The sequence below is a fragment of the Rhizobium sp. 10PS4 genome, assembly GCF_032464805.1.
In the GTDB taxonomy this organism is placed as follows: Bacteria; Pseudomonadota; Alphaproteobacteria; order Rhizobiales; family Rhizobiaceae; genus Rhizobium; species Rhizobium laguerreae.
The window spans coordinates 1-15590 of the sequence record NZ_JAWDIW010000026.1 but is presented as its reverse complement, the minus strand read 5'-3'; the positions used below and the strand labels follow the sequence as shown (position 1 = coordinate 15590).

Below are 15590 nucleotides of genomic sequence, written 5' to 3'. Positions count from 1 at the left end.
GCTCGGGTGGATAGGGTTTCCATTTGGCGGCGAAAACGAAAATATAAAAATCTCATAGGGATAACGCCATCCTCGCGCTGCTTTCGTCAACAAAGGGCGCAAGCGCCTTGCCGATGGCAAAACCCATCTCCGGCTCGGCAGCGACAAGCGGAAGGCGAAGCTCGGCCTCCAGGCCGCGCATCAGCCGAAGCGCGTGTTTGATCCTCGCCGGATCGCCCTCCGGCCCGAGGGCTGATATCAGCGGCAGCAGCCGATCCTGCAGAGAACGCGCGGCCGAAATGTTTCCGGCCCGTGCTGCCTGCTGCATCGAGGTGAAGAGCCTTGGCAGAACGTTGGCGCCCGGCGAGATCACGCCGTCGCCGCCAGCGATGGTGAAGGCGAGCGCGGAAGGGTCATGGCCGGAAAAGAAGCGGAAGCGCTGTCGCAGGATCGGCGAAAGCCCGGCGAAGCGAGCGATGTCGCCCGTCGCGTCGCGAATGCCGACAATCCCCGGGATGGCGGCCAGGCTGAAGAACGTGTCCGTCGAAAGATCGCTCGCCGCCTGCGCCGGCGCATGGTCGACTATGACAGGCAGTCGGCTCGCCGCTGCCACCTGCTCGAAGTGGTGGATGATGCCTTTCTGCCCGGGCTTGGAATAATAGGGCACGGTGACGAGTGCAGCGGCGGCGCCGAGCGATTCGGCCTCGCGGGTGAGTGCGATCGTGCTTTCGGTGGAGTTGGTGCCGGTGGCGGCGATGACGCAAACGCGGCCGGCCGCGGACCGGATGCCGAGGTCGATCACCTCAGCGCGTTCCTGCGGCGAAAGCGTCGGGCCTTCCCCTGACGCGGAGCAGACAGCAAGCCCGTCGACGCCGCTGAGGATCTGCCATTCTGCAAGCGCCCGAAACGCCGGCCTGTCGAGGCCGCCATGGCGAAAAGGCGTGACAAGAGCGGTGATCGCGCCGCCAAGGCGCGGCATTCTCGCCGTTTCCATGGCGGATCTCAGAGCGCGCCGAAAGTGACGTAGAGTTCGACGCAGGCGAGCACCACGCCAAAGACGATCAGCGCCTGGGCGGTGCGCTTTTCGCGCATCTGTCGGCTGCCGCGCTTGATCCTGTGTGGGCGAAGGCGCTGGAAACCGGAGGACATGACATTTCGCATGGCATTTGACCTTTGCAGTGATGGCGAAAGCCTACTGCTGGGCGCGATAGGAAATCCATTCGAAGCGGGGCACGAAAATATAGGAACAGCATAAAGGCCGTTGCGAGAAAATTCGAAGCGTGCTGTCGGAAAGACATGAGCGCCGCCGTCCTTGCGGTATCGATGCAAACACGGAGCAAGGACATGTCGAAGATGACGCTGATTTCGATGATCGCAACGGCCGCCGCATTCCTGGCAGCGCCCGGTATATCGGGCGCCGACAGCAGCATGCCTGTTGTCGAGGAGAAGAAGGCTGCAGCGCCGATTGTCAGGAAGGGAAGTCTGCCGGTCAACGGCATCGATTATTATTACGAGATCCGCGGCGAGGGCGAACCGCTGCTGCTCCTTCACGGCGGCCTCGGGCAGATCGAGATGTTCGCGCCGGTCATGCCTGTTTTCACCGACCACCGGCAGGTGATCGCCGTCGATCTGCAGGGCCATGGCCGCACCCCGCTCGGCAAGCGGCCGATCGCGCTTCCGGCCATCGGCGCCGATTTGGCAATCCTGATGAAGCAGCTCGGTTACGACAAGCTCGATGTCTTCGGCTATTCCTTCGGCGGCGGGGTGGCGTTGAACATGGCGGCGAACGCTCCCGACCAGGTGCGCCGGCTAGTGATACTCTCAGCACCCTATGCGCAGAACGGCTTCTTCCCGGAGATGCTGCCGCAGCAGGCGGCCGTCGGCGCCCGTATGGCCGACATGATGAAGGACACACCGATGTTCCTCTCCTACAAGGCGGTGGCGCCTGACGTTTCGGAATTTCCGAAGCTGCTCGACGCCATGGGCGCGCTGATGCGCGAACCCATCGACTATAGCGATGCCGTCGCCAAGCTCACCATGCCGGTTATGCTGATCTATGGCGATGCAGACATGATCCGGCCCGAGCACATGATCGACTTCTACCACAAGCTCGGCGGCGGTTTGCGCGATGCCGGCTGGATGCGGGAAAACATGTCGAAGAACCGGCTGGCGATCCTGCCCGATCTTACCCACTACGAGACCTTCGCCTCGCCCCTCATGGCGAATATGGCGATGACCTTCCTCGATGGCGGCGGCAAGGCGCCGAACTGGGCCGAGCAGGTTGGAAAGTAAGCGAAGACGGCCGGGTTTTCCCGGCCGCCCTTGCTCCGCAATCAGCCGCCGCGCTGGCTTTCCCGATCCAACTGAGTCACCAGCGCCAGGATCGTTTCCGAAACCGGCGTCGGCACGGCGCTCAGGCGTCCGAGCGCCACCACCATGCCGACCAGCGGCGTGATTTCGAGCGCTTTGCCGCCGATCAGATCCTGCAGCATCGATGTGCGCACGCCGCCGATATGGCGCGATTGTTCCAACCGCTGCTCGACGGTCATGCTGAACCGCGCACCCAAGGCCTCGCCGACGGCGCGGACCTCACTCATCACCTTGCCGACCGTCGACGAAAGGGCGGGATCCGCCATGATATCGGTCATCAGCGCCCTGGTCAGCGCGCTGATCGGGTTGAAGGCGGCGTTGCCCATCAGCTTGCTCCAGATCTCGCCGCGGATATCAGCTGTCGTCGTAATGCTGAGACCGGCGCCGGTCAGCACCGCGGCGATCGCCTCGAGATCGGGCGAGATGTCGCCGGAGGGCTCGCCGAGCACGAAGCGGCCGTTGTGGGAAAGCTGGATCTCGCCGGGGTTGATCACCTCGGCACCCTGATAAGCGACGCAGCCGATGACCCGCTCCGGTCCGATCAGCCGCCAGAGCCTGCCGCCGGGATCGAGCTCATCGAACTGCAGCTCGGCATGCCGGCTCTGGGTATCGCGGTGAAAATACCACCACGGGATGCCGTTGAGAATCATCAGAACGCGGGTGCCCTCCTTGAGGAGGCTTGCGATGCCTTCGGCAGCGGGTGCCAGCTGATGCCCCTTGAGGCCGGTGATGACGAGATCCTGCGGCGGCAATGTCCTGGGATCGTCAGTCGCGGTGAGGCGGACATTGAGCGGCCTTTCTGCATCGGCTTCGCGCAGGCTGATACCGTTGCCGCGAATGGCGTCGAGATGTGCCCCGCGCGCGACGACGGAGATGGTGGCGTCGTTTCCGGCCTGGCGTGCAAGTTTGGCGGCGATAGCGCCGCCGAGCGCCCCAGCGCCATAGATGCAGATGGACTTAATGGACATGCTCGCCTCTTCATGGTGGTGATCGAACCTAGATCTAGGTCATGAAAGGCGTAAGGCGAATGCTAATTTGCCGCAAGCAAGGCGAGCGGGCGCCAGGCGGCGAGCCTTTTCGACGCTCGCATGCTGCTCTTCGATTATCGCCACCGTATCGCTGCGGTCCTCTTCTCCCTCGCGAACATGCTGGCGAACCGGGCCCTCTGATATCAGCGAGAAGCGTTGACAGGGAAGAAATCGGCGCCGTCAGCGCGATCCGTCAAGCTGACTGCCATCTGCACGCATGCCGGCGATCGTCTCAAGCGCTTCAAAATAAACCGCCAGGTCGCGGGCAGGATCCGCCGGGAGTGCGGCCGCACGAAACACCTTGCCTCCCGTCGCTTCGACCCCTCCGTCGACCATCAGGTTGTCGGCCATCCCGTGATTTTCGATCGCAATGCCATCCGGTCCGCGTGGGCGCCCGCTCGTCTCATCGATATCGAGCCCCGCATACCAGATCGAGCGAACACGCAGACCATAGTCGTCGGGGTGATTGGTATAGGCAAAGACCGCTTTTCCCAGTGCAATCATGAAGCCGATCTCGTAGACCGTACCCGGATCGGCGCTGACGCCTCGAAAAGGAGTGATGTTGGCAAGGCAGATCTCGGCTCGACGCATGGCGTCGTCGTTGCGTGCATAGATCTCTGCGGCCGTCCGCTTCACCGGCGTCTGGTTTTCGTCGCTGCCGGGACCGGTCGGCTCGAAGCCGAACTGGCGCGCCAATCGGCGTTTCTCGGCCATGATGGGCATGGAATCCGGAAGAAAGACTTCCGGGCCGGCAAGATACATGGTGGTCATCGGTATCCTTCACTCACAAGCAAGACGAGGCGCCGGGGGTAGGGGGCAGCCAGGCACGTCGTCCATTTCCGACGGAAGCGCGGCAAATGGCAAGCCGTGCAGGCAGGCATTGTTCAATTTTTTAAGAGCAGTCTGACGAATCCACAGGGAACGGGCATCTGCCGACTTTCATTCCAGGCAGAGCGGAGGGACCTGCAGAGGAGCCGCCCTATCTCCGTCATCGAGCCGCCGCCTGATATGGGCGGCCTTCAAGGCGGCCATCGACCGCACCCAGGCCCGGACGGGTGCGGCGATGTTCGCGGAATGAAAAAGCTTGGGGTTCGCGCCTGTCACCCTTTTGACTCCGGTGGACGAACCGGCCAAAGATGCCGCATGGCCAGTATCGTCGGGAGAGGTTGATGAACGGTCGGATTTTGCCAGCTGGTATTCGAAGAGCCCCAAAGCGGCTCAAATGTCTATTCCCCGCTTTGGCTGCGCTGATGCTGCTCGCCTCGGCGGCGGTCGGGCGGGACATTGGGCCGCAAAGCCCGGCCTCGCGCGAACAGGTCGAAAAACTCGTCGGCCTCTGGAAAGATCACCTTGCCGGCGCCGATAGCCCGCAGCAGCGGCGAACGGCCTTCAGGACGCTGATGGAGACGACGCCGGGGCCGACGCGCATCCAGGTGCGGCAGGTCGACGCCGACGGCGTCGACGCCGAGCTGATGTGGCCTGCCCGTCTTCATCACCCGATCGGCCAAAGGGTAATTCTCTATATTCATGGCGGCGGTTTTTCCAGTGGCTCCATTCGCACACATAGCCTGCTTGCCGGCTCGCTCGCCAAGGCCGCATCCAGCGACATTCTTCTCATTGATTATCGGCTGATGCCGGAATATGGCTATCCCGCGCAGATCAACGACGCGCTGACCGCCTATCGCTGGCTTCTCGACAACGGCTATCGGAGCGAGAATGTCATCGTGGCCGGAGACGGCGCCGGCGGCAATATCGCGATCGAGACGGTGCTGCGGCAGATGCGAGCGGCGAAACCGCTGCCGGCGGCGGTGATTGCACTCAGCCCCATCACTGATCTTGCCGCGACGGGCGGCTCGATGACATCGAATGCCGAAAGCGATCCGCTGGTCAGCAAGATGTCAATCGAGAGCTTGCGCAAGACTTATCTCGGCAGCCGATCTCCGACCGATCCCCAGGCGTCGCCGCTCTATGCCGACATGACCGGTTTTCCGCCGCTGCTGCTGCAGGTCGGCTCCGGCGAAGTCCTGCTGGACGACACGCTGCGGCTCGCCGACAAGGCGCGCCAGGCGGGCGTGGATGTCACCACCGAGGTCTGGCCGGGCATGCCCCATCAGTGGCAGCTGTTTCCCTCTCTGCTCGACGATGCCGATCGGTCGAGCCAGAATATCGCCGAATTTGCGATCCGGCATTTTGCCGACAAACCGCAGGAATAGGGCCGCAGGACCAGGCGTCCTGGCGCCTCCGTCATCGCATCATTGCGCGCGAGACGGTGACGGCGCCAGAGGCCGCTCGACTTCCCGGCCGACGCTGAGCGCCTTTCGCACATTCGGTTCCAGCCGCTCGATATAGGCGTGGTCGGGTGCAGCGCCCAGCGCATCCAGCATTTTCGAGAAGAAACACCGGGCCGCTGCCGCAGCCGTGACGTCGAAGACATCGGCGTCGCTCAGCCCATGTTTCTTTAGCCCGTCTATATCCTGCTGCGTCACCGACGTCGCATCGCGCGCCACCTTGGCGGCAAAAGCCATGATCGCGCGTTCGCCGGCATCGATCGGCGCCTTCTCCGTCTCGTTGACAACAGCCGTCAGCCCGTCGCTGGTGAAACCCTCGCGCAGCAGCACCGAGCCGTGCGCCAGCATGCAATAGGAGGATTTGAGCTCCTTGGCCGCAGCCAGCGTCACCAGTTCGTAGCGCCGCAAGCTCATATGGCCGCGAATGCTCGAAAGCAGCGCCGCCCAGCTCTCCATCACCTCCGGCCGATGGCCGAAGGCCCGGTACATGTTCGGCAGATAACCATAATTCGCCTCGGCCGACGCATACATCGACGTCGTCTTCTCGCTGGCGGATGCATTGGGGGTGTGAATGAAAGCCATGGCATGATCCTCCTCTATTGTGAGAAGGATAGGGTAGATATGCAGGACAGCAATCCTGAAACGTCAGGCAGCGTTATTGGTCGCGGAAGCGCTACCACTTCTCTTGATGGGAAGGGTTACGGTAAACGTCGATCCGCATCCTCTTGCGCTTCGAACCTCTATCGAGCCGTTGTGCAGTTCAACGATCTGCTTCACCAGATTGAGGCCGATACCGGTTCCGGCAATCCCGGTCGACGTCCGGGCACGAAAATAGCGCTGGAACAGCCGGGGCACGTCTTCGGCATCGATCCCCACGCCATCATCGCTGATCGAAACTTTGACGTTTCCCGTCTCTGCCCATGCGGTGACGCGAATTTCGGAGGTTCCAGGCGCGTATTTGACGGCATTGGAAAGCAGGTTGGTAAAGACCTGGGCCAACGTGCGGGGATCGGCATCGATGAACTCCGGCAACCCATCGATATCCAACACAAAGCAGTGCGATTTTGCAATCGTCGATTGCCGCTCGCAACATGTTTTTATCAATGATCTCAATGCGCAGGCGTCGTAGTTGATGTCGATCTTGCCGGTATCAAGGCGTCCGGCTGACAGGATGCTCTCCATGAGATCGACAATCCGGGTCACCGATGCGCGGATTTGATCGACCTTGTCGCTGAGAAATTCGGGCTCGACCGCCCCCCTTTTTCGCAACAGCCGCTGGGCAGCAGCGTCGATGATTGCAAGCGGGGTCCTGAATTCATGGGATGCCATCGCCACGAATTGCCGCTGCAATTCGTTGATGTTGCGCTCCTGCGCCAGCATGCGCTCGAGCTCCCGCGCCTGCCGCTCGACTTCCGCCGTGCGGCTCTTAACCGTCGCTTCGAGCTGATCGTGATGCCGGCGCAGCTCTTCGGCAAGTCGCACGGTCTTTGTCACGTCCTCATGCGTGGCCACATATCCACCCGTTTGCATCGGATTGTGGGTGATTTTGATAACGCGTCCATCGGCCAGGACGATGTTCTGGCTGGCCGGCGCACCGCGCGCTGTCGCTTCGAAGACCACGTCAAAATAGGCGGCGGTATCGGCCGGGCCATTTCCCTCCCGGCTGCGATAGGTCAGGATATCCACAAGTGGCGTTCCCGGTTGCGTCAGCAGGTCCGGCAGATTGTACATCCGTGCATAGGAGGCGTTGCACAGAATGAGATTCTTTGACGAATCGAACATGCACAGCCCATGCGGCATGTTGCTGAGGGCTGCGTCGAACCGGCGATGTTGCTCAGTCAGGCTGTCTTCGACGCGAATGAGGGTCGAGATGTCTTCGTAGCTGAGGATCCAGCCTCCGTCCTTCGACGGCGCGCAGGTCAATGCGACCATCCCTCCGTCGGAAAGGGCAAATTGAGACGTGGGCGCTGCACCGGCCATCGACCGACGGGATGCCACTGCACGGCAGTCTGCAGTGCCCGGCAATCCGTCGATATTCATGCCTTTGCGAATGGCTCCTTCCGCAAGGCCGAGAATATCAAGCGTGCGGGAATTGAAAGCCGTCACCGTACCGGCAGGATCAAGCAGAACGATACCCTGAGGCAGGCTCTCCAGAATGGATTCAAACGAGTGTGACATCATCCGGCCCTGCTTCAGATCTGGCGCGTTGCACGTATCCATAGCATTCGTCAGAAACGATAAAGTTTCGCTAATGTCTATCGTCGGGAATTCCTCGACGGAAACCTGGAAGAGAGCGGGTCGCCGCAGCATGGCCTGCTGGCTTTATTGTCCGACGAATGGCTCATGCTAGTTTGCTGGTGATAGCGCTTGGCAACGATCGTGTGGGAGCTAAGGATGATCGCTATGAGCAGCATGGAAACGAAAGAGTTTGTTCTGGCCGGCGTGGTTATGAAACGCCTGCTGTCCGGCCGCCAGACCAACGGTCAATTCTGCCTCTTCGAAAATATCAGCGGCGGAAATACGAAGACGCCGATCCATGTCCTCGCCGAGGACGACGAAACCATATAGGTCATGGAGGGCGCCCTAACCGCCGTGGTCAACGGAGAAGGGCACAGATTGACCGCTGGTCAGAGCATCTTTCTCGAGCGCGGGGTGCCACATCAACTGATGAATATGAGCGGCCGGCCGGCACGCTATATCCTGATCGATACGCCGGCTCTCTTCGATCAGTTCCTTGAAGAAGCTGGCCACGAACGCCGGCAAGGCGAAGTGGCCGCACCGCCGACACCCGAGGAGGTTGAACGCCTCAGGACGGCTTCCGCGAAATTTGGCATCACCCTGCTGCCTGACTGGCCCACTTAAATTGATTATCGCGCCGTATTGCGATAGCGGAACCAGAGTTCAATGAAGACGCTGTTTTGCGTGCTCCGGCAGGCTGCGGCGAACCGTATGTCGACTTCAGATGGAACGCCAGGCTGAGCAGTAGAGTCGTCCCTGTTGAACCAGGAAAGTCCGCTAGAGCGCCGTCCGTTCTTTCGGGCGCACAAAGGACGCTGTAACTCCTTCAATCCTCTTGGAACGGCAGCGGCGAGGGGACTTCGGAAGCCCTTCCTGCTTTTCTTAGAAGGTCTTGTCGCTTCGACGGAAATAACGGACGAGCCCGAATCTTCCACATTTTTGCAGAAACATCGACATAGGCTTCTCAGGCAAGGCCAACTTTTTAGATCGTTCCAATTTATAAGATGAGATTCCAGCGCTCGGAGAAGGCCAAAGCCTCCATAATCTAACAATCCGCACAAATTTCTCTTGACATATTTGGAACGTTCCAAATATTTAAGCAATCAGTCGACGTTGGCGTCGGGAGGGGAAATGACAAAGGCGCGGGTAACCGTCATCGACATCGCGAAGGCCGCAGGCGTCTCGAAATCGACGGTTTCGCTGGTGCTTCAGGGCTCCTCCCTGGTCAATGAGGGGACACGTTCCAAGGTCAATGCCGTGATGCGCGAGCTGGGTTATGTCTACAATCGCGGCGCCGCCAATCTTCGGCAGGCCAGTGCCAAGTCGAGGATCATCGGGGTCGTCGTCAACGACCTGACAAACAGCTTCTTCGCGGAACTGGCGGTCGGCGTCGATATGGTCGTTCAGTCGGCCGGGTTCGTGCAATTCCTGTCGAATACCAGCGAGAGCATCGACAGGCAGCGCGAGGTTGTCGCGTCGATGCGGGAGCATGGCATCTCGGGGCTCATCGTATCGCCGGCGCGCGCCACCGATGCCGCAGACTTCAAGCCGCTTGTCGCCGCAGGGATCCCGGTGGTGGTGGTCGTCAGAAACCTGCCTGGCGCCAAGGTCTCGTCCGTCGTCTCCGACAACCAGGCGGGCATGATGTCCGCGGTCAAGCACCTGGCGGATCTCGGTCACAGGCGCATCGCTTTTCTCGGTGGCTTTCCCGACACCGCTGTCTTCGACGACCGCCTTGCCGGTTACCGAAGCGGCATGGAGGCAGCCGGGCTCGACTATCACCAAGACCTTGTCATCTCGTCGGCGCCTTCGCGAGCCGGCGGGGGAGAGGCGATCGGAAAAGCACTCGTTCTTGCCGACAAACCCACGGCAGCCGTCTGCTTCAACGATGCCGTAGCCTTCGGTGTTTGCGACGGACTGCGTGCGCGCCGTCTGGAGCCCGGCTCCGACTTCGCGGTCGTGGGTTTCGACGACGTCATCGAGGCTCAGGCGGCGGTTCCTGCGCTCACGACGGTTTCGGTCGATCCGCAGGGCATTGGACGCCGCGGCGCGCAGCTGCTTCTGAAGCAGATCAATGCGGGCAAGGCCGAGGCGGAGACGGTGACAACAGCGGTTCGGCTGGTCGTTCGCGAGAGCTGCGGAGCCCGCAATAGCGTAAAAATCGAAACAGGACTCTGAGTAACGCCGATGAAGAAGCATCTCACCCCAACCGAAGCAGCCGCGCTCATCCCGGATGGCGCTGTTGTAACGGTGTCTTCCTCGAGCGGTCTCGGTTGCCCGGACCTGATGCTGAAGGCGATTGGCGAGCGTTTCGATGCGACCGGCCATCCTCGTGATCTCACGACCCTCCATCCGATCGCTGCCGGCGACATGAGCGGCATCAGGGGCGTCGACCATATCGCCAAGAAGGGCCTGCTCAAGCGCATCATCGGTGGTTCCTATCCGTCCGGTCCGTCATCGTCAGAGCCGCCGCTGATCTGGCAAATGATCACCAATAACGAAATCCCGGCCTACAACATTCCCTCGGGTATCCTGTTCGACATTCATCGTGAAGCCGCCGCCAAGCGGCCGGGCGTCCTGACCAAGATCGGCATCGATACGTTCGTCGATCCCAAGCGGCAGGGTTGCGCGATGAACGGCCTGGCGTCGGAACATCCGGTGGTCAAGCGCGTGAGCTTCGAGGGCGACGACTGGCTGTTCTTTCCCTCGATCGTCCCTGAAGTCGCCATCATCCGCGCCACCACCGCCGACGAGCGCGGCAACCTGACATACGAACATGAAGGCGCCTATCTCGGCGGCCTCGATCAGGCGCTGGCCGCGCGCAACAACGGCGGCATCGTCATCGCCCAGGTCAAGCAGATCACCAAGGAAGGCTCGCTGAAGCCCCATGACGTTCGGGTGCCTGGAATGCTCGTCGATTATGTGATCGTCGATCCGGAACAGAAGCAGACGACGCAGACGCAATATGATCCGGCGATTTCCGGGGAGATCTTCCGCCCGCTCGATAGTTTCAGCGTTCCGGAGTTCAATGTTCAGAAAGTCATCGCGCGTCGTGTTGCGCAGGAACTGCAAGCGGGAAGCTGCGTCAATCTCGGCTTCGGCATATCGGCCAACGTGCCGCGAATTCTGCTGGAGGAGGGGCTTCACGGAGCGGTCACCTGGGTGATCGAGCAAGGCGCGGTCGGTGGCGTGCCGCTGCTCGACTTCGCCTTTGGCTGCGCCTCCAACGCCGACGCCTACATGCCGTCTCCCTATCAGTTCACCTATTTCCAGGGCGCAGGCTTCGATGTCTCGCTGCTGTCTTTCCTCGAGATCGGCAAAGACGGTTCGGTCAACGTCTCCAAGCTCTCCTTCCGGCCGCATGTGACGGCTGGCGCCGGAGGCTTCGTCGATATCACTGCGCGGGCGAAGAAGATCGTCTTCTCAGGCATGTTCAATGCCGGAGCGAAGCTTTCGATCGCCGATGGAGCTCTTCTGATCGAGAGGGAAGGCAAGCTGAAGAAGCTCGTGAACGAGGTCGAACATGTCACCTTCAGCGGCAAACGCGCGATCGAGCAGGGGCAGGAGATCACCTATGTCACCGAGCGGTGCGTGATGAAGCTGACGCCCGACGGCGTCGTCCTCGCCGAGATTGCGCCCGGCGTCGATCTCCAATCCCACATCCTCGATCAGTCGGAGTTTCCGCTGATCGTAGCGCCCGACCTGAAGGTCATGGACGCCGCGCTTTTCCTGGAGACAAACATCGGCCTGTCGCTTCCAGAAAAGAGGACACGGACGCTGGAGGGCAACTTCGATGGCTAGCGGAACAGTCAGAATTGACGTCGATGGACATGTTGCGACGCTGACGATTTCTCGTCCGGAGAAGCTGAACGCGCTCGACCTCGACATGCTGAAAGCGCTGGCGGACGCGGCCGACGAAGTGGAGGCGAACGCCAATGTGCGCGCTGCCATTCTCACGGGTGAAGGAAAGGGCTTTTCTGCCGGCGGTGATATCAAGGCCTGGGGCGGAATGTCGCCTCAGGAGTTCGGTCATCTCTGGGTTCGCCACGGCCACCGTATCTTCGAAAGACTGGCGGCGCTCCGGATGCCGCTGATTGCGGCTTTGAATGGCCACGCCCTTGGAGGAGGGCTTGAACTTGCAGGGGTCGCTGACATTCGCCTCGCCGAGGAACAGATCAAGATCGGTCTGCCCGAGACCGGCCTTGGCATGGTGCCGGGCTGGTCCGGGACCCAGCGTCTTGTCCGCCGGTTCGGGGCGCAGGCCGTCCGGCGCATGGCCTTGGGCGGCGAGATATTCACCGCCGAGGAGGCCCGCCTGCTCGGTATCGTAGACGCGGTTGTCCCCACTGGAAACGCGCTCACTGCTGCCAGGGAATATGCTGGGCGGATTGCCGCAAGGGGGCCGGCTGCGACGGAGATCGCGAAGTTGATGATCGCATCGGCAAACGGCGAAGACAATGGAACCGCGGTCGAAGCCCTGGGCTCGATCCTCGCTGCGAAGACCGGCGATCTGAAGGAGGGCGTCGCATCATTCAGCGAGAAGCGCCCGGCAACATTCAAGGGAGAATGGTAATGACGGTTCTCGTCAACCCCACAGCGCTCAGCGATCACAAAGCGCGTGATTTCAAGATGCTCATCGATGGTAAATGGGAGGCAGGCAGCTCCGATCCGATCGAGCGTGTCGCTCCAAGCCACGGCGTCGTGGTCAGCCGGTTTCCGACCGGCAGCAAGAGGGACACGGAGCGTGCGATCGCTTCGGCACGCAAGGCGTTCGACCTCGGGCCGTGGCCCCGAATGACCGCTTCCGAACGTTCCGCCATCCTGCTCAAGGCTGCCGATTTGATCGCGGCGCGCGCAGAGGAGTTGGCATTTCTCGATGCTATCGAGGCGGGAAAGCCGATCACCCAGGTGCGGGGAGAAATTGCAGGCTCCGTCGACATATGGCGCTACGCGGCGGCTCTTGCCCGCGACCTCCATGGTGAAAGCTACAACACGCTCGGCGACGGCACGCTCGGTGTCGTCTTGCGCGAAGCGATCGGGGTGGTGTCGATCATCACACCCTGGAACTTTCCGTTCCTGATCGTCGGCCAGAAGCTGCCATTCGCTCTGGCCGCAGGTTGCACGACCGTCGTCAAGCCCTCGGAACTGACCTCAGGATCGACGCTCGTATTGGGAGAGATCCTGCAGGAGGCAGGCATTCCGGATGGCGTCGTCAACATTGTCACCGGCACGGGACCAGAGGTCGGCGCGGTCATGACGTCTCATCCCGACGTCGACATGGTGTCCTTCACCGGCTCGACCGGTGTCGGAAAGCTGACGATGTCGAATGCCGCACAGACGCTGAAGAAGGTCTCGTTGGAACTGGGCGGGAAGAACCCGCAGATCGTGTTCCCGGATGCCGATCTCGATGCCTTCATCGATGCCGCGGTCTTCGGCGCTTACTTCAACGCCGGCGAGTGCTGCAATGCAGGCTCGCGGTTGATCCTTCACAAATCAATCGCTTCCGATGTCGTCAAGCGGATCGCCGAGCTGTCGAAGGCGGTAAAGGTCGGCGACCCGCTCGATCCTTCGACGCAGGTCGGCGCCATCATCACGCCGCAGCATCTGGAGAAGATATCAGGATACGTAACCGGCGCGAGGAGCAGCGGTGCCCGGGTCTCACATGGCGGCGAGACGCTCGATCTCGGCATGGGGCAGTTCATGTCGCCGACGATCCTCGAAGAGGTCACCCCCGATATGGCCGTGGCGCGCGAGGAAGTCTTTGGTCCGGTGCTTTCGGTCCTGACATTCGAGACATCAGCCGAAGCGATCAGGATTGCGAATTCCATCGACTACGGCCTGTCAGCCGGTGTCTGGAGCCGCGATTTCGACACGTGCCTGACGATCGGCCGGTCGGTGCGGGCAGGCACGGTCTGGATGAACACCTTCATGGACGGCGCCTCGGAACTTCCCTTCGGCGGTTACAAGCAAAGCGGCCTCGGCCGTGAGCTCGGCCGCCATGCGGTCGAAGATTACACCGAGACCAAGACACTCAACATGCATATCGGCAAACGCACCAGCTGGTGGATGCCGCAGACGGAAAAGCCGGCTTAGCCGGCGGCCAAACTACGCTCGAGGAGGGCGGGTGATTGGTGCGGGAATGGGTCCCGCATCTTCCAAATATAAGACTGGGAGGTCTTTCGATGAACAGGTTTTTGACCACGACTGCAATGATCGCATTGGCTCTGGGCGGCGCCAGCGTCTCCGCCCAAGCCGCTGACGTGAAAGAAGTGCAGATGCTGCACTGGTGGACGTCAGGCGGTGAGGCTGCGGCGCTGAACGTCTTGAAGCAGGATCTTTCGAAGGAAGGTTTTGCCTGGAAGGACGTTCCGGTTGCCGGCGGTGGCGGCGATGCGGCGATGACGGCGCTGAAGGCGATGGTTTCGGCCGGCACCTATCCGACGGCCTCGCAGATGCTGGGTTATACCGTGCTCGATTATGCCGAGGCCGGCGTCATGGGCGACCTGACGGAGACGGCGAAGAAGGAAGGCTGGGACAAGTCGGTTCCGGCAGCACTGCAGAAGTTCTCGGTCTATGACGGCAAGTGGGTTGCCGCTCCCGTCAACGTCCACTCGGTCAACTGGCTGTGGATCAACAAGGCTGTGATGGACAAGATCGGCGGTACCCAGCCGAAGACCTTCGACGACCTGATCGCCCTGCTCGACAAGGCGAAAGCTGCCGGCGTCATCCCGCTGGCGCTTGGCGGCCAGAACTGGCAGGAAGCGACGATGTTCGATTCCATCGTGCTGTCGACCGGCGGTCCGGAGTTCTACAAGAAGGCCTTCAACGACCTCGACGAGGAATCGCTGAAGTCCGACACGATGAAGAAGTCGTTCGATAACCTCGCCACGATCATCAAATATGTCGACCCGAACTTCTCGGGCCGCGACTGGAACCTGGCAACCGCCATGGTCATCAAGGGTGACGCGCTGGTGCAGGTGATGGGCGACTGGGCCAAGGGCGAATTCGTCGCCGCCAAGAAGACGCCGGACACCGACTTCCTGTGCTACCGCTTCCCCGGCACCGACGGCAGCGTGGTCTACAACTCCGACATGTTCGGCATGTTCAACGTTCCCGATGACCGCAAGGCGGCCCAGGCAGCACTTGCGACGGCAACGCTGTCGAAGAGCTTCCAGTCGGCCTTCAACGTCGTCAAGGGTTCGGTACCGGCCCGTACCGATGTTCCTGATACCGACTTCGACGCCTGCGGCAAGAAGGGCATCGCCGACCTGAAGGCAGCCAACGAAGGCGGCACGCTGTTCGGCTCGCTGGCGCAGGGCTACGGCGCACCGCCGGCGATCGCCAATGCCTACAAGGATGTCGTCTCGAAGTTCGTCCACGGCCAGATCAAGACCTCCGACGAAGCCGTTAAGCAACTCGTCCAGGCGATCGACGACGCCCGCTGAGACCAGGTGTGATGACAATGCTTCCCCGCGTGTTCCGCGGGGAAGCTTCAGGCTTCGCGCCGATCATGCGCGGACAATCATGCCCGGACGATGACGCAGAGCCGATCATGCAGGGCCGATTGCGGGAAGGAGATGACATTCCATGAGCACCGTTGCGACCACCGATCCGGTTTTGACGCCGAGGCAATCGACGGGGATCTCGTTGAGGGGCCGGCTGCAGGATGCGCTGCCGAAGATCGTGC

At 61.4% G+C, this 15590-nt stretch carries 15 protein-coding genes and 1 pseudogene; 10 read left to right on the top strand and 6 right to left on the bottom strand.

Annotated features, from left to right (window positions below; genetic code table 11):
• Window positions 1-52: 52 nt before the first annotated feature.
• Together dapA and RWJ89_RS32680 are read right to left on the bottom strand one after the other, a co-directional pair.
• A complete protein-coding gene (dapA, locus tag RWJ89_RS32685; protein ID WP_316032022.1) occupies window positions 53-973 on the bottom strand; it encodes a 4-hydroxy-tetrahydrodipicolinate synthase in 921 nt (306 codons plus the stop codon).
• 8 nt (window positions 974-981) lie between these two features.
• Entirely contained in the window at window positions 982-1140 is a 159-nt protein-coding gene (locus tag RWJ89_RS32680; RefSeq protein WP_316032021.1) for a hypothetical protein, read from the bottom strand.
• Between the two features lie 135 nt (window positions 1141-1275).
• Here RWJ89_RS32680 and RWJ89_RS32675 point away from each other — a divergent pair, with 135 nt between their 5' ends.
• Entirely contained in the window at window positions 1276-2271 is a 996-nt protein-coding gene (locus tag RWJ89_RS32675; protein WP_170269104.1) for an alpha/beta fold hydrolase, read from the top strand.
• Between the two features lie 41 nt (window positions 2272-2312).
• Here the strand turns inward: RWJ89_RS32675 and RWJ89_RS32670 are convergent, their stop codons facing one another.
• Window positions 2313-3317, bottom strand: coding sequence for a ketopantoate reductase family protein (locus RWJ89_RS32670; RefSeq protein ID WP_316032020.1), 1005 nt, complete (start codon window positions 3315-3317; stop codon window positions 2313-2315).
• A 240-nt stretch (window positions 3318-3557) separates the two neighbouring features.
• The gene (locus RWJ89_RS32665) at window positions 3558-4148 is read right to left on the bottom strand and encodes a nucleoside 2-deoxyribosyltransferase (RefSeq protein ID WP_316032019.1); all 591 of its coding nucleotides are present in this window, start codon (window positions 4146-4148) and stop codon (window positions 3558-3560) included.
• 467 nt (window positions 4149-4615) lie between these two features.
• On the opposite strand from RWJ89_RS32665, the gene RWJ89_RS32660 reads away from it, so the two are divergent.
• The gene (locus RWJ89_RS32660; protein WP_221999640.1) at window positions 4616-5590 is read left to right on the top strand and encodes an alpha/beta hydrolase; all 975 of its coding nucleotides are present in this window, start codon (window positions 4616-4618) and stop codon (window positions 5588-5590) included.
• Between the two features lie 39 nt (window positions 5591-5629).
• On the opposite strand, the gene RWJ89_RS32655 is transcribed toward RWJ89_RS32660, so the two are convergent.
• Window positions 5630-6247 carry a carboxymuconolactone decarboxylase family protein gene (locus RWJ89_RS32655; RefSeq protein ID WP_003547626.1) on the bottom strand — a complete coding sequence of 206 codons (618 nt, stop codon included), beginning with the start codon at window positions 6245-6247 and terminating at the stop codon, window positions 5630-5632.
• Between the two features lie 63 nt (window positions 6248-6310).
• Window positions 6311-7846, bottom strand: a complete 1536-nt coding sequence (locus tag RWJ89_RS32650) for a sensor histidine kinase (RefSeq protein WP_221999628.1) — start codon at window positions 7844-7846, stop codon at window positions 6311-6313.
• 222 nt (window positions 7847-8068) lie between these two features.
• Here RWJ89_RS32650 and RWJ89_RS32645 point away from each other — a divergent pair, with 222 nt between their 5' ends.
• From RWJ89_RS32645 to RWJ89_RS32610, 8 genes and pseudogenes are all read left to right on the top strand, one after another.
• Window positions 8069-8233 (top strand): hypothetical protein, encoded by a 165-nt coding sequence (locus RWJ89_RS32645; RefSeq protein WP_316032018.1) that lies wholly within the window; start codon window positions 8069-8071, stop codon window positions 8231-8233.
• A gap of 3 nt (window positions 8234-8236) precedes the next feature.
• A complete protein-coding gene (locus RWJ89_RS32640) occupies window positions 8237-8527 on the top strand; it encodes a cupin domain-containing protein (RefSeq protein WP_316032017.1) in 291 nt (96 codons plus the stop codon).
• A 507-nt stretch (window positions 8528-9034) separates the two neighbouring features.
• On the top strand, window positions 9035-10081 hold the full coding sequence (locus RWJ89_RS32635) for a LacI family DNA-binding transcriptional regulator (protein ID WP_316032016.1): 1047 nt from the start codon (window positions 9035-9037) through the stop codon (window positions 10079-10081).
• A gap of 9 nt (window positions 10082-10090) precedes the next feature.
• Complete coding sequence (locus RWJ89_RS32630; protein WP_316032015.1) at window positions 10091-11704, top strand: acyl CoA:acetate/3-ketoacid CoA transferase; 1614 nt, start codon at window positions 10091-10093, stop codon at window positions 11702-11704.
• Window positions 11697-12476, top strand: coding sequence for an enoyl-CoA hydratase/isomerase family protein (locus RWJ89_RS32625; RefSeq protein WP_222037174.1), 780 nt, complete (start codon window positions 11697-11699; stop codon window positions 12474-12476). Before RWJ89_RS32630 ends, RWJ89_RS32625 begins: the two co-directional genes overlap by 8 nt.
• On the top strand, window positions 12476-13996 hold the full coding sequence (locus RWJ89_RS32620) for an aldehyde dehydrogenase family protein (protein ID WP_316032014.1): 1521 nt from the start codon (window positions 12476-12478) through the stop codon (window positions 13994-13996). Before RWJ89_RS32625 ends, RWJ89_RS32620 begins: the two co-directional genes overlap by 1 nt.
• A gap of 89 nt (window positions 13997-14085) precedes the next feature.
• Window positions 14086-15348, top strand: coding sequence for an ABC transporter substrate-binding protein (locus RWJ89_RS32615; RefSeq protein ID WP_316032013.1), 1263 nt, complete (start codon window positions 14086-14088; stop codon window positions 15346-15348).
• A gap of 142 nt (window positions 15349-15490) precedes the next feature.
• A pseudogene (locus RWJ89_RS32610) lies at window positions 15491-15590 on the top strand (sugar ABC transporter permease); the annotation flags it as partial.